Source organism: Pseudotabrizicola sp. (assembly GCF_030684215.1).
Lineage (GTDB): Bacteria > Pseudomonadota > Alphaproteobacteria > Rhodobacterales > Rhodobacteraceae > Pseudotabrizicola.
In genome coordinates, this window is the sequence record NZ_JAUXOV010000024.1 from 162,106 (window position 1) to 175,518 (window position 13,413).

The 13,413-nt window shown below is 60.4% G+C and carries 14 protein-coding genes; 11 read left to right on the plus strand and 3 right to left on the minus strand.

Going from position 1 to position 13,413, the window contains the following annotated elements; all coding sequences use genetic code 11:
• Positions 1-21: 21 nt before the first annotated feature.
• Together aroQ and metF are read right to left on the minus strand one after the other, a co-directional pair.
• On the minus strand, positions 22-462 hold the full coding sequence (aroQ, locus tag Q8K08_RS03765; protein ID WP_304802512.1) for a type II 3-dehydroquinate dehydratase: 441 nt from the start codon (positions 460-462) through the stop codon (positions 22-24).
• A 178-nt stretch (positions 463-640) separates the two neighbouring features.
• Positions 641-1,507, minus strand: coding sequence for a methylenetetrahydrofolate reductase [NAD(P)H] (metF, locus tag Q8K08_RS03770; RefSeq protein ID WP_304802510.1), 867 nt, complete (start codon positions 1,505-1,507; stop codon positions 641-643).
• A gap of 87 nt (positions 1,508-1,594) precedes the next feature.
• Here metF and Q8K08_RS03775 point away from each other — a divergent pair, with 87 nt between their 5' ends.
• The 3 genes from Q8K08_RS03775 to Q8K08_RS03785 all read left to right on the plus strand — a co-directional run bounded on the left by Q8K08_RS03775 (position 1,595) and on the right by Q8K08_RS03785 (position 4,057).
• On the plus strand, positions 1,595-2,521 hold the full coding sequence (locus Q8K08_RS03775) for a LysR family transcriptional regulator (protein ID WP_305249237.1): 927 nt from the start codon (positions 1,595-1,597) through the stop codon (positions 2,519-2,521).
• Positions 2,522-2,675: 154 nt separating this feature from the next.
• Positions 2,676-3,152, plus strand: coding sequence for a L,D-transpeptidase (locus Q8K08_RS03780; protein WP_304802506.1), 477 nt, complete (start codon positions 2,676-2,678; stop codon positions 3,150-3,152).
• 110 nt (positions 3,153-3,262) lie between these two features.
• A complete protein-coding gene (locus tag Q8K08_RS03785; RefSeq protein ID WP_304801051.1) occupies positions 3,263-4,057 on the plus strand; it encodes an inositol monophosphatase family protein in 795 nt (264 codons plus the stop codon).
• A gap of 4 nt (positions 4,058-4,061) precedes the next feature.
• On the opposite strand, the gene Q8K08_RS03790 is transcribed toward Q8K08_RS03785, so the two are convergent.
• The gene (locus tag Q8K08_RS03790) at positions 4,062-4,808 is read right to left on the minus strand and encodes a rhomboid family intramembrane serine protease (RefSeq protein WP_305249238.1); all 747 of its coding nucleotides are present in this window, start codon (positions 4,806-4,808) and stop codon (positions 4,062-4,064) included.
• Between the two features lie 284 nt (positions 4,809-5,092).
• Between Q8K08_RS03790 and pepT the strand changes: the two genes are divergently transcribed.
• The 8 genes from pepT to Q8K08_RS03830 all read left to right on the plus strand — a co-directional run bounded on the left by pepT (position 5,093) and on the right by Q8K08_RS03830 (position 13,386).
• Entirely contained in the window at positions 5,093-6,340 is a 1,248-nt protein-coding gene (gene pepT / locus Q8K08_RS03795; RefSeq protein ID WP_305249239.1) for a peptidase T, read from the plus strand.
• Between the two features lie 40 nt (positions 6,341-6,380).
• Positions 6,381-7,049: a class I SAM-dependent methyltransferase gene (locus Q8K08_RS03800; protein WP_305249240.1), complete on the plus strand. Its 669-nt coding sequence runs from the start codon at positions 6,381-6,383 to the stop codon at positions 7,047-7,049.
• A gap of 222 nt (positions 7,050-7,271) precedes the next feature.
• A complete protein-coding gene (gene sucC, locus Q8K08_RS03805; RefSeq protein WP_304801043.1) occupies positions 7,272-8,465 on the plus strand; it encodes an ADP-forming succinate--CoA ligase subunit beta in 1,194 nt (397 codons plus the stop codon).
• Positions 8,466-8,470: 5 nt separating this feature from the next.
• Positions 8,471-8,671, plus strand: coding sequence for a hypothetical protein (locus Q8K08_RS03810; protein WP_305249241.1), 201 nt, complete (start codon positions 8,471-8,473; stop codon positions 8,669-8,671).
• 71 nt (positions 8,672-8,742) lie between these two features.
• Positions 8,743-9,234, plus strand: a complete 492-nt coding sequence (locus Q8K08_RS03815; RefSeq protein ID WP_304801039.1) for a hypothetical protein — start codon at positions 8,743-8,745, stop codon at positions 9,232-9,234.
• A 63-nt stretch (positions 9,235-9,297) separates the two neighbouring features.
• Positions 9,298-10,182 (plus strand): succinate--CoA ligase subunit alpha, encoded by an 885-nt coding sequence (sucD, locus tag Q8K08_RS03820; protein WP_304801037.1) that lies wholly within the window; start codon positions 9,298-9,300, stop codon positions 10,180-10,182.
• Positions 10,183-10,185: 3 nt separating this feature from the next.
• The gene (locus Q8K08_RS03825) at positions 10,186-10,347 is read left to right on the plus strand and encodes a hypothetical protein (RefSeq protein ID WP_304801035.1); all 162 of its coding nucleotides are present in this window, start codon (positions 10,186-10,188) and stop codon (positions 10,345-10,347) included.
• A gap of 78 nt (positions 10,348-10,425) precedes the next feature.
• A complete protein-coding gene (locus tag Q8K08_RS03830; protein ID WP_305249242.1) occupies positions 10,426-13,386 on the plus strand; it encodes a 2-oxoglutarate dehydrogenase E1 component in 2,961 nt (986 codons plus the stop codon).
• Positions 13,387-13,413: the final 27 nt, after the last annotated feature.

The window sequence follows — 13,413 nt, forward strand, 5'->3', positions numbered from 1 at the left end:
GCGCGCCACCCGCGACCGCGCTCAGGACGAGACCAAGGTCCGCATCCGCCGCAGCGCCAGCAGATACCCCTCTGTCCCGAAGCCCGCGATCACGCCCTCGGCCCGCAACGAGACATAGGAATGATGCCGAAACGCCTCACGCTTGTGAACGTTCGAGATATGCACTTCCAGAACCGGCCCATCAAAAGCGTTTAGCGCATCCAAAATAGCGACCGAAGTATGGGTAAACGCACCCGGATTGATAATAACCCCGGCTCCGGCCCCGCGCGCTTCATGCACCCAGTCGATGATCTGGCCCTCATGGTTCGATTGATGAAAGCGTATCACCAGCCCCAGTTCCTCGGCCAATGCGGCGCAGGCTTCGGCGACATCCTCCAGCGTCTCACGCCCGTAAATCTCGGGCTGGCGCAGGCCCAGCAGGTTCAGGTTGGGACCGTTCAGAATATAGATGGGGTTTGCCATAGACGTCCTCTTTGCAATTCGCACCATGCTATCGGGACGAAGCGCGGCAGGAAACCCGCATTTGCACAGGCTGCCCTTAGGCAGCATGGGCGAACAGGGCGGTCATCGCCCCCCCCCAAAAAAAAGAGGCCCAAGCCAAACGGGGCAAGGGCCTCAGGGAGACGCCGTCAGCCTGTGATCAGGCAACCTTTTCCAGCACCATTTCGGGCTGGATGCCCAGCGCGCGCACGACTTCGCGGGTCAGATGCGGGCGGTTCAGGGTGTAGAAATGCAGATCCTCAACCCCGCCTTGCAGCAGGTTGTCGCAAAGCTGGGTGCAATGGGCCAGCGCATACAACTCTTCACGGCCATCGCGGGCAGCAGTGGCAAAAGCCTCGTCCAGCCGCGCCGGCACATCCGACCCACAGCGCAGAGCGAACTTCTTGGCACCCGCCCAGCTGGTGATCGGCAAAATGCCCGGAATGATCGGCGCAGTGATCCCTTCTTTCACGCACAGATCGCGGAACCGGAAGAAGGTATCGGCATCAAAGAAAAACTGGGTGATCGCGCTCGTCGCCCCGGCATCAATCTTGCGCTTCAGCCAGCGCACATCGGCCAGCGTATCGGCGGCATCCGGGTGCGGTTCGGGGTAGGCGCCGACGCGCAGCTTGAACTTGCCAGTTTCAGCCAGCGCCTCGATCAGCTCAACCGACGAGGCAAACCCGTCAGAATGCGCCGTAAAACGCTCGGCCCCCTTGGGCGCATCGCCGCGCAGCGCAACGATTTCGGTGACGCCCGCTGCGGCATAGGCCGCCGCAATCTCCATTGTCTCTGTCCGGGTCGCGTCAACGCAGGTCAGATGCGCCGCAACGTTCAGCCCGTAATTCTTACTGATCGCCGTCACCGCCTCATGCGTCAGTTTGCGGGTTGTGCCGCCCGCGCCATAGGTGACCGAGACAAACTCCGGCTGCATAGGTGCCAACGCCTGCACGGTTTCCCAAAGACGGAAGGACGCGTCCAGCGTCTGGGGCGGGAAGAACTCGAACGAAATGCGCGGCGTGGCCATGGTCGTCTCCTTTTGATGCACCCTTGTCGCAGGTTCAGTGATGTGAGACAAATTCATAATCCTCACGATCATCTTGTGGTGAACCTCATGTACATCGAACTTCGGCACTTGCGCACCATCCGCGCCATTCATCAGGCCGGAGGCTTGGCGCGCGCGGCTGACCTGCTGAATATGACCCAGTCTGCACTGTCGCATCAGGTGGCCAATCTGGAGAATCAGGCTGGGATGGAACTATTTGTGCGGCGCTCCAAACCGATGCGCCTGTCTGCGGCAGGCATCCGAATGTTGCGCGCAGCCGACCGGATCTTGCCGGAAATCGAACAGATGGAGGAAGAATTCCGCGCCCTGCGCTCTGGCAAGACCGGGCGGTTGCACATCGCCATTCAATGTCACGCCTGCTTTGACTGGCTGTTCCCGGTGCTGGAGTTGTTCCGCCACGCCTGGCCCGAGGTGGATGTCGATATCCGCGCCGGTCTGGCCTTTGACAGCTTTCCGGCATTGCTGCGCGAAGAGGTCGATCTGGTGATCACCTCAAATCCCGAACCCCTGCCCGGCATCACCTATAACCCGCTGTTTGACTACCACCCGGTTTTCCTTGCGTCGGCGCAGAACCCTCTGGCCGAAAAACCCTTTATCACTGCCGAGGATTTTCGCGATCAGGTGTTGATCACCTATCCCGTGGGGCGCGACAAGCTGGACATCTTCACCGAACTTCTGACCCCCGCAAAGGTGGAGCCCCGCGGCCAGCGGCCGGTAGAGTTGACCGCCGTGATCCTGATGCTGGTCGGATCAAACCGGGGCGTTTCAGTGCTGCCCGACTGGGTGCTGCGCGATCTGAAATCGAATGCTGATTATGTGACCCGCCCGCTCGGCCCCGACACCGTGACCAAGCGCCTGTTTGCCGCCACCCGCGATGAAGACGCGGCCAAACCCTTTATGGCGCACTTCCTGCGGCTCGGGCGATCAGAGCCGGTCAAATTGCAACGCGGCGATGCTGTGGGGCAGCCGTCCTGATGGCCAGCGCCAAGGTTTGCAGGCCACACAGCCACGTTGCATTCCAGATAAAGGAACGGAAAACCTGACCCTGCTCCGGGCGTAAAACATTTGACTTGAAAGGCAATCGGCGAAATCCTGCCGGGTATTGATTTAAATCTTTCCGGAGGGTGCGATGCGCAAATTACTGGCCTGCCTGTCCATTGTCCTGCTGGGGCTGGTTTCGGTTCCCGCCCTTGCAACCCAAAAACTGCCCAGCGCCCCAGACCTGCACGTTGTCGAATATCAGGCCAAAATCCTAGTCCGCGTGTCGATCTCGCGGCAGATGATGGACGTGTATCACGAAGGCCGCAAAGTTCACGAATGGCCCGTCTCTACGGCGCGACAAGGCAAGATTACCCCAACCGGGCAGTGGAAAGGCGCACAATGGCTGTCACGCAACCACCGCTCCAGCCTCTATAACAATGCCCCGATGCCCTATGCGATCTTTTACAACGGTAATTACGCGATCCACGGCACGGATCAGGTCAAGAAACTGGGCCGCCCCGCCAGTGCCGGTTGCGTCCGGCTGCACACGGCCAATGCAAAAGTCCTGTTCAACATGGTGCGGGACGAAGGCAAGGACGCGCTGCGCGTTGTTGTGGTGCGCTGAAACCTGCCTTGCCTAATCAACGTCAGGACACAGGGAAACGCCCATCCCCCCTTTCCTTGCGCGCCTGACCGCCCTATACGCGAGCGCTGACGCGGAACGGAGTTTTCACGATGCAAGGCAGCGCCAACCTTAACCTCATGATCAAGGCTGCGCGCCGTGCAGGCCGCAGTCTGGTAAAAGACTTCCGCGAGGTTGAGAACCTGCAAGTCTCGACCAAGGGGCCCGGGGACTTTGTGTCCAAGGCCGACCGCGAAGCCGAACGGATGATCAAAGAAGACCTGATGGGAGGCCGCCCGACCTATGGTTGGCTGGGCGAAGAAACCGGCGCCACAGCCGGGGCCGACCCGACGCGCCGCTGGATCGTTGACCCGCTGGACGGCACCACCAACTTTCTGCATGGCATGCCACATTGGGCGGTATCGATCGGGCTGGAGCACAAGGGCGAGATCGTGTCCTCTGTGGTCTATGACGCGGCCAAGGACGAGATGTTCTGGGCCGAAAAAGGGTCGGGCGCATGGCTGAACGACAGCCGCCGCATCCGCGTGTCAGGCCGCCGCACCATGAGCGAGGCCGTCTTTGCCACCGGCGTGCCATTTGGCGCCAAGAAAACCCTGCCCGCCACCCTGCAAGACTTTGCCCGCCTGATGCCCACCTGTGCAGGCGTACGCCGTTGGGGGGCCGCATCGCTTGATCTGGCCTATGTGGCAGCGGGTCGTTACGATGGCTACTGGGAGCGTGAGTTGTCGCCATGGGATGTCGCAGGCGGCATTTTGCTGGTGAAAGAGGCCGGCGGCATGGTCACCGGCATCCGTGACGGCCAGGACCCACTGGAAGACGGCAGCTTGATCGCCGGAAACGAAGGGCTGTTCGAGTCCTTCCGCAAGATCATCCGCAACGACGCCTGACCTGTCAGCGGGGCCGCCGGGGAACCTGCGGCACCCGCGAGCGGACAAAATCATAGCGTGCCTCTGGATGCGGCGGCGTGCCATGCGTGCGGTTCCAGAAGCCGACACCCCCGCGCCGCAGCCAAAGCGGCACTGTCATCGCACCCCCGGCCACAAACCCGCCGATATGCGCCCAATAGGCCACGCCGCCGCCCTCTAGCGGCGTGACGGCCCCGTTGAAAAGCTGCAACCCGAACCAGACCCCAAGCACAATCCACGCCGGGATCGGGAAAATGCGGAAGAAGATCACAATGATGATCAACACATCAACGCGGGCTTTTGGAAACAGCAGCAAATACCCGCCCATAACACCCGCAATCGCCCCCGACGCGCCGACCATCGGAATCTCTGACCAGGGATCCGCCACGAATTGCAGTCCAACCGCTGCCAACCCTGACAGAAGGAAAAACAGGGCAAAACCGAAATGCCCCATCTCATCTTCCATATTATCACCAAAGATGAACAAAAACAGCATATTACCCAACAGATGCATCCAGCCACCATGCAAGAACATATGGCTGACGATCCCGTGCAGGCTAATCCCTTCCGTCACAAACCGAGGCACAAACCCCCAGTCGTAGAAGAAATAGACCAGTTGACGCTCGTCCATCATCAGATTGAACAGCAAAAACACCGCCACATTCGCGGCGATCAGCAGGTAGGTGACAAAGGGCCTGCGCCCCGACGGGTTGTGATCGCGAATGGGAAACATGCGTGGCAGAGTTTCGTATCCCCCCCAGATCGTCAAGCCCTGCCGGCATAGCGGCCCGCATGGGGCTGCGGGTGTTTCTTGAGTATTTTTGCCAAGATGAAACCAGCCAGAGGTCTGGGGTCGTGCGCGGGCTTTCTGTACACAGCGCAAATGGATCCGCGGCTGTCTTTCCCGACCGCCAAAACTGGGCTAGCTAAGCGGTGTCGCCCGCTTTGAGTTTGCTTGACCTTTGACCAGGCGGGCTGGCAGCAGGCAAAACCCAAGAAAGCCAAGGGAAGACCGAGATGACCCTTTTTGACGCCGAGCTGGAAAGCCGTCTGACCCGCTATGCCGCCATTGACAGCCAGAGCGATGCCGCATCGGCCAGCGGTCCGTCGACGGAAATCCAGTGGACGATCCTGCGGCTTCTGGCCGTTGAGTTGACCCAGATCGGCGCGGCGGATGTGCGGCTAACCGACTACGGCACCGTGCTTGCCACAATCCCCGGAACAGCCCCCGGCCCGACGATCGGTTTTCTTGCCCATGTGGATACCGCGCCGCAGTTCAACGCCACAGGCGTCCGGCCCCGTGTGATCCGGGGCTATAACGGTGGCGACATCAGCTTTCCCGATGCGCCGGGCCTGACCCTTTCACCGGTCGAGTTTCCCTATCTGGCCGGAAAGCAGGGCCATGACATCATCACCGCCTCTGGCACCACCCTTCTGGGGGCGGATGACAAGGCGGGCGTCGCCATCATCATGACGGCCGCGCGCCACCTGCTGGAAAACCCGCATATCCCGCACGGCCCGATCCGCATCGCCTTTACCCCCGATGAGGAAATCGGCCGTGGGGTGGACAAGCGCCTGCCCGCCGATCTTGGCGCTGATTTTGCCTATACCTTTGACGGCGGTGCAGTCGGCGAGGTGGAGTTTGAAAGTTTTTCTGCCGATGGTGCGGTGGTGACGGTCAGGGGCGTGTCGATCCACCCCGGCTTTGCGGCGGGCAAGATGGTGAACGCCATCACCCTTGCGTCCAAGATCATAGCGGCCTTGCCACAGGCGACCATGACGCCGGAAACCACGTCGGACCGCGAGGGGTTTATCCATGCGACCGATATGACGGGTGGATCATCAGACATGACCCTGCATTTCATTCTGCGCGATTTTGAACGCGACGGGCTGGCGCAAAAGGGCGAAATTCTGCGCCGGGTATGTGACGCGGTACAGGCAGGCGAGCCAAGGGCCGAGATCACCTGCACCATCACGCCACAATACCGCAACATGCGCTATTGGCTCGAAACCGACATGACGCCGGTTGAGCTTGCCCGCCGGGCTTGCGCGCAGATCGGGGTAGAGCCGGTCAGCGTGCCGATCCGCGGCGGCACAGATGGGTCACGCCTGACCGAAATGGGGGTGCCCTGCCCCAATCTGTTCACCGGCATGCAGAATATCCATGGCCCGATGGAATGGGTTTCGGTGCAGGATATGGCCCAGGCGACGCAGCTTTGCCTTGCGCTGGTCAAGGAGGCGTCAACCGGCGCTGTTCCGGCGTGAGCGCTGGCGAAGACCGCCGAAAGGCTGGATAAGCGCCGCCATGGCTCATCCCATCTCTCCCTATATGGTCCCCGGCTTTTACGACACCGCCCTCGCCAAAGGCCGACACCGAGACATTGTCGGCGGGCGGTGGGACGAAACCGGACGCATCCAGATGCAGATCCTGCGCGACGCCGGGATGCAGCCGCATCACCGCCTGCTGGATATCGGCGCGGGCAGTCTGCGGCTGGGGTGCAAGGCCGTGCCCTATCTGAACCCCGGCCACTATTGGGCCACGGACGCCAGCCGCGCACTTATGCTGCGGGGGCGCGGCGTGGAACTGGGCGATCCCGCCCGCCTGCCGGAAGATCACCTGATCGAGGACAGCGGCTTCAGCCTGCCCGGTATCCCGCCCGATATTGACTTTGCCATCGCGTTTGGCGTCTTTACCCACCTGCCGCTTGACGTGCTGGATGCGGCCTTGGCCCGAATGCGCCCGCGTTTGCCCAATCTGCGGCGCTTGCTTTTTACCGTGTTCATGTCGCCCGACGCCAAGACCGGCCCTTTGCGGCAAGCAGATGGGGTTGTTACCCACCCGGACCGGCCCCCATACCATTTTGACCGCATGCAGGTGGAGCAGATCTGCGCGCGGACAGGCTGGGATGCAAAACCAGATGGCATTATGCTGCCCCGTGGTCAGGTTCTCATTGCGGCAACCTCCCGCATGTGAGGCCAGACGAATCAGCCCGGATCATCCCGGCAGGTCTGTGAATTCGGCAGCTGGACAACGCCAGTGATCACAGCGCGGAATTTCGTGATCACACCCCTTGATCGTGTGATCACAAATGCCGGATTTTGTCTCCGTTTTGCGCTAACAGCCACAAACCCGTTTGGTCACAGTGCAAATTCATGGCATTAGGCGTCAAAATTCACGACCCAGAGGACGCGATCCATGAACATCCACGAATATCAGGCCAAGGCACTTCTGCGGGCCTACGGGGTTCCCGTTTCAGACGGGCGCGTTGTGTTGAAAGCCGAAGAGGCAAAAACCGCCGCCGGAGAGATGGACGGGCCGCTTTGGGTCGTCAAAGCACAGATCCACGCCGGTGGTCGCGGTAAAGGGTCGTTCAAAGAGCCCGAAGCTGGCGAAAAGGGCGGTGTCCGCCTTGCCCGCTCGGTCGGTGAAGCTGCCGAGTTCGCGCGCCAGATGCTGGGTCGTACCCTTGTGACCGTGCAAACCGGTGATGCGGGCAAGCAGGTGAACCGCATCTATATCGAAGACGGTTCCGACATTGAGCGCGAATTGTATCTTGCCTTGCTGATCGACCGTCAGACCAGCCGGATTTCCATCGTCTGCTCGACCGAAGGCGGCATGAGCATCGAAGACGTGGCCCATGACACACCCGAAAAGATCCTGTCCTTCACCGTTGATCCGGCGGCAGGCTATTCCGACTTCCACGGCCGCCGCGTGGCCTTCTCTCTGGGCCTGACCGGCAACCAGATCAAGCAGTGCGGCCAGATCGTGAAGAACCTGTACCGGCTGTTCGTCGACAAAGACATGGACATGCTGGAGATCAACCCGCTGGTCGTCATGAAAGACGGCAACATGAAGCTTCTGGATGCCAAGATGGCGTTTGACGGCAACGCCATGTATCGCCACCCCGACATCGCCGCACTGCGCGACGAAACCGAAGAAGATCCCAAGGAACTGGCCGCGTCGAAGTTCGACCTGAACTATATCGCGCTGGATGGCGAGATCGGCTGCATGGTCAACGGCGCCGGTCTGGCGATGGCCACGATGGACATTATCAAGCTTTATGGCGCCGAACCTGCGAACTTTCTTGACGTAGGGGGCGGTGCCACGAAAGAAAAGGTGACCGAGGCTTTCAAGATCATCACCTCTGACCCGAATGTAAAAGGTATCCTTGTGAACATTTTCGGCGGCATCATGCGCTGTGACATCATCGCCGAAGGCGTGATCGCAGCTGTGAAGGAAGTCGGTTTGCAGGTTCCGCTGGTGGTCCGGCTTGAGGGCACGAATGTGGAACTCGGTAAAGACATCATCCGAAACTCTGGCCTGAATGTGATTGCCGCAGACAACCTGTCGGACGCGGCACAGAAGATTGTAAAAGCAGTAAAAGGGTAAACTTCATGCGTATCTCTCTCGTTTCTGGTTTCGCCTGCCTGTCGCTCCTTGCGGCATGCGGTGGCGGTGCGGGCAGCAATGTTCGCGACGACGGCGATCACGTTCCCGTCTGCCAAGAGCAGTCGGATTGGGCGCGGTCGGGCAAGGTCCCAACGGGCGAGATCGCAATTTCCTGCCCCGATCACGGGATCGGTGATTACCAGTAACACCCGTCGCAGCGCGGCAAGGCTGACAAGCCGCCTGCGGCATTGAATCGTGCACACAAAAGGACTTTGAATTGCCCCCTCGCATCACCCCCGTCTTGTTCGGTCTTGGTTTTGGCCTTGTGTTGGCCTTTGGGCCCGTTGCCGCTCAGGATGCTGATCCCGTCGGGCAACTGGTGGAAGGCTACGTCGCCTGCCTGATGGGCGATGGCGACACTGATATCGTCGAGGAACTCCTCGCCGACAGCGGCTGGAGCACGGAACCGGGCGAGGATGGTCTGATCAGCTTTCAACCCGGTATCGGCGAGGCAACCTTTGCCTATGTGGCCGACGACGGCAGTTTTTGCCATGTCGAAAGCACCGTGGTTGACAGCGCCACAGCCTCCGAGGTGTTGGCCGCAACGCTGGACAGCGCCGGGATGACCGGGGTCGAATACGAAAAGGATTCCATGGGCTGCACGCTTTTGCGTCTGGCCGATGGCCGCGGCATCACGATTACCTCGGGCGGCAACGACCCGATTTGCGGATCGGACACCGACAGCGGTGTGCGCTTCGCCACCGAATGAACCATTCATGGGGCCGGATTAGTCGGCCCTGACCTAACGTCGCTAACCGAAGGAACGCCTACGATGGCCGTACTCGTCAATGAAAACACCAAGCTGATCTGCCAGGGCTTTACCGGCAGCCAGGGCACGTTCCATTCGGAACAGGCCATTGCTTACGGCACCAAGATGGTCGGCGGCGTGACACCCGGAAAAGGTGGCACGACCCATCTTAACCTGCCGGTATTCAATTCGGTGCATGAAGCGAAAGCCATGACCCAAGCGAACGCCACCGTAATCTATGTCCCGCCACCCTTTGCCGCCGATTCCATCCTTGAGGCGATCGATGCCGAGCTGGAACTGATTGTCTGCATCACCGAAGGCATCCCGGTGCTGGACATGATGAAGGTAAAGCGCGCGCTGCAAGGGTCAAAATCGCGCCTGATCGGGCCGAACTGCCCCGGTGTCATCACACCTGATGCGTGCAAAATCGGCATCATGCCGGGCCATATCCACCGCCGCGGCAGCGTGGGCGTTGTGTCACGCTCGGGCACCCTGACCTATGAGGCTGTGAAGCAGACCACCGATCTGGGCCTTGGCCAGTCCACTGCTGTCGGCATTGGCGGCGACCCGATCAAGGGCACCGAACATATTGACGTGCTGGAAATGTTCCTTGCCGACCCGGAAACTCAGTCGATCATCATGATCGGCGAAATCGGCGGCTCGGCCGAAGAAGAAGCTGCGCAGTTCCTCGCGGATGAGAAAAAGCGCGGCCGCTGGAAGCCGACCGCTGGTTTCATCGCTGGCCGCACCGCCCCTCCGGGTCGTCGCATGGGCCATGCCGGGGCCATCGTGGCTGGCGGCAAGGGCGACGCGGAATCGAAGATCGAAGCCATGCGCAGTGCAGGCATCATCGTCGCAGACAGCCCGGCCACGCTGGGTGAGGCTGTGATGAAAGCTTTGGGTAAGTAAAACATGCGTCAGAACAGAGAACAGGTCATGGACAAGCGGGCAATCGCGGGCATGGTATCTTTTTCTGCTCTGACCGTGTTTTTGGGGTTGGCGTTGTGCTTTTCTGGTGACCGGGCACAGACCAACACCGCACTGACCGAGGCTGTTTTACGCCTGTTAGAGTAACAAAACCATGTGGGGGCCAGCAGCGCCGCAGGTGCAGGCCCCCCACCCATTCGGCGCCACCGAGGAGAGGTGCAAGATATGACCGAGCAATCCCCCAACAGCCAATTCCGCGCAGGCTCTTTCCTTGACGGGGCCAATGCCGACTATATCGACCAGTTGCAGGCCAGTTATGCCGCCGACCCATCATCGGTTGATGCGCAATGGGCCGCGTTTTTCCGTGACCTTGGCGAAAGCGAAATTGATGCCAAGCGCGCCGCCCAAGGCCCAAGCTGGGCCCGCGCCGATTGGCCGCCGATGCCAATGGACGACCTGACCGGCGCCCTGACCGGCGAATGGCCCGTGGCCGCCCCGGCAAAAGAGGGCCGCGCCGCTGCCGCAAAGATTGCGGCCAAAGCCGAGGAAAAAGGCGTTTCGCTGTCAGATACGCAGGTGCAACGTGCCGTACTGGACAGCATCCGCGCCCTGATGATCATTCGCGCCTACCGTATCCGCGGCCATCTGATTGCCGACGTTGATCCGCTGAACATGCGTGACCAGACCCCGCACCCGGAACTGGACCCGGGTTCTTACGGCTTTACCGACGCCGACATGGATCGCCCCATCTTCATCGACAACGTGCTGGGTCTGGAAGTCGCCTCGATGCGGCAGATCATGGATATCGTGAAACGCACCTATTGCGGCACTTTCGCGCTGCAATACATGCATATTTCCGATCCCGAACAAGCAAGCTGGCTGAAGGAACGGATCGAAGGCTACGGTAAGGAAATCCAGTTCACCCGCGAAGGCCGCCGCGCCATCCTGAACAAGCTGGTCGAGGCCGAAGGCTTTGAGAAGTTCCTCCATGTCAAATACATGGGCACCAAGCGGTTCGGCCTTGATGGCGGCGAAGCGCTGATCCCAGCGATGGAAGCGATCATCAAGCGTGGTGGTCAACTGGGTCTGAAAGAGGTCGTGGTCGGGATGCCGCACCGGGGCCGTTTGTCGGTGCTGGCCAATGTGATGGGCAAGCCCTACCGCGCCATTTTCCACGAATTTCAGGGCGGATCTTACAAACCCGAAGATGTGGATGGCTCGGGCGATGTGAAATATCACCTCGGCGCGTCGTCAGACCGTGAGTTTGATGGCAATAAGGTGCACCTGTCGCTGACCGCCAACCCAAGCCACCTTGAGGCGGTAAACCCGGTGGTTCTGGGCAAGGTCCGCGCCAAGCAGGACCAGTTCAACGACACCGAACGCACCATGGTCTTGCCGATCCTGCTGCACGGCGATGCAGCCTTTGCCGGTCAGGGCGTTGTGGCGGAATGCTTTGGCCTGTCGGGCCTGAAAGGCCACCGCACCGTCGGCACCATCCATATCGTGGTGAACAACCAGATCGGGTTTACCACCGCGCCCGCGTTCAGCCGGTCGTCGCCCTATCCGACCGACATCGCCCTGATGGTCGAAGCGCCGATCTTCCACGTCAACGGCGACGACCCCGAGGCGGTGGTGCACGCCGCCAAGGTCGCAATCGAATTCCGCCAGAAGTTCCACAAGGATGTGGTGCTGGACATCTTCTGCTACCGCCGCTTTGGTCACAACGAAGGCGACGAGCCGATGTTCACCAACCCGGCGATGTATAACGCGATCAAAAAGCACAAGACCACGCTACAGCTTTACACCGAGCGTCTGGTCAAGGACGGGCTAATCCCTGAGGGCGAGATCGAGGATATGAAAGCCTCTTTCCAGGCCCGCCTGAATGAGGAATTCGACTCGGGCAAAAGCTTCAAGCCCAACAAGGCCGACTGGCTGGATGGTCGCTGGTCAGGGTTTGAGCGCGAGCGCGAGGAATATCAACCCGGTGATACCGCGATCAAGCCCGAAACCATGGCAGAAATCGGGGCGGCGCTCAGCCGCTCTCCAGACGGCTTTGATCTGCACAAGACCGTTGGTCGTCTTCTGGACAACAAGGCCAAGATGTTTGCCGACGGCAAGGGTTTTGACTGGGCAACGGCAGAGGCGCTGGCGTTCGGCAGTCTGGTCACCGAAGGCGTCCCGGTGCGTCTGTCTGGGCAGGATTGCACACGCGGCACCTTCAGCCACCGCCATTCAGGTCTGGTCGATCAGTCAACCGAAGAGCGCTTCTATCCGCTGAATCACATCCGTACCGGCCAGTCGCGGTATGAGGTGATCGACTCGATGCTGTCGGAATATGCTGTGCTTGGGTTCGAATATGGCTACTCGCTTTCAGAACCTAACGCGCTGACCCTGTGGGAAGCACAGTTTGGCGACTTTGCGAACGGCGCGCAGATCATGTTCGACCAGTTCATCAATTCGGGCGAATCCAAGTGGTTGCGGATGTCGGGCCTCGTCTGCCTGCTGCCGCATGGCTATGAAGGTCAGGGGCCGGAACACTCGTCCGCGCGTCCGGAACGCTTCCTGCAAATGTCGGCAAATGACAACTGGATCGTGGCCAACGTCTCGACGCCCGCGAACTATTTCCACATCCTGCGCCGCCAGATTCACCGCAGTTTCCGCAAACCGTTGATCCTGATGACGCCGAAATCGTTGCTGCGTCACCCGATGGCGGTGTCCGATACCGCCGATTTCACCACCGGCAGCCAGTTCCACCGCGTGCTGTGGGATGATGCACAAAAGGGTCACTCTGACCTGACGCTGAAACCTGACGCAAAGATCAAGCGCGTCGTGATGTGTTCGGGCAAGGTCTACTATGACCTGCTGGCCGAACGCGACAAGCGCGGCGCGGATGATATCTATCTTATGCGTCTGGAACAGTTCTACCCCTTCCCTGTCCAATCGCTGTCCAAAGAGCTGGAACGCTTCAAGGGTGCCGAAATCATCTGGTGTCAGGAAGAGCCAAAGAACCAAGGCTACTGGACCTTTGTTGAGCCCAATATCGAATGGGTCCTGAGCAAGATCGGGGCCACCCAGTCCCGCGCCCGGTATGTGGGCCGCTCTGCTTCGGCATCGCCTGCAACGGGTCTCGCCAGCCGCCACAAGATGGAACAAGACGCCCTCGTGTCCGAGGCGCTGACACTCTGAACGCCGCGGGGCCACCGTCTGGCCCCG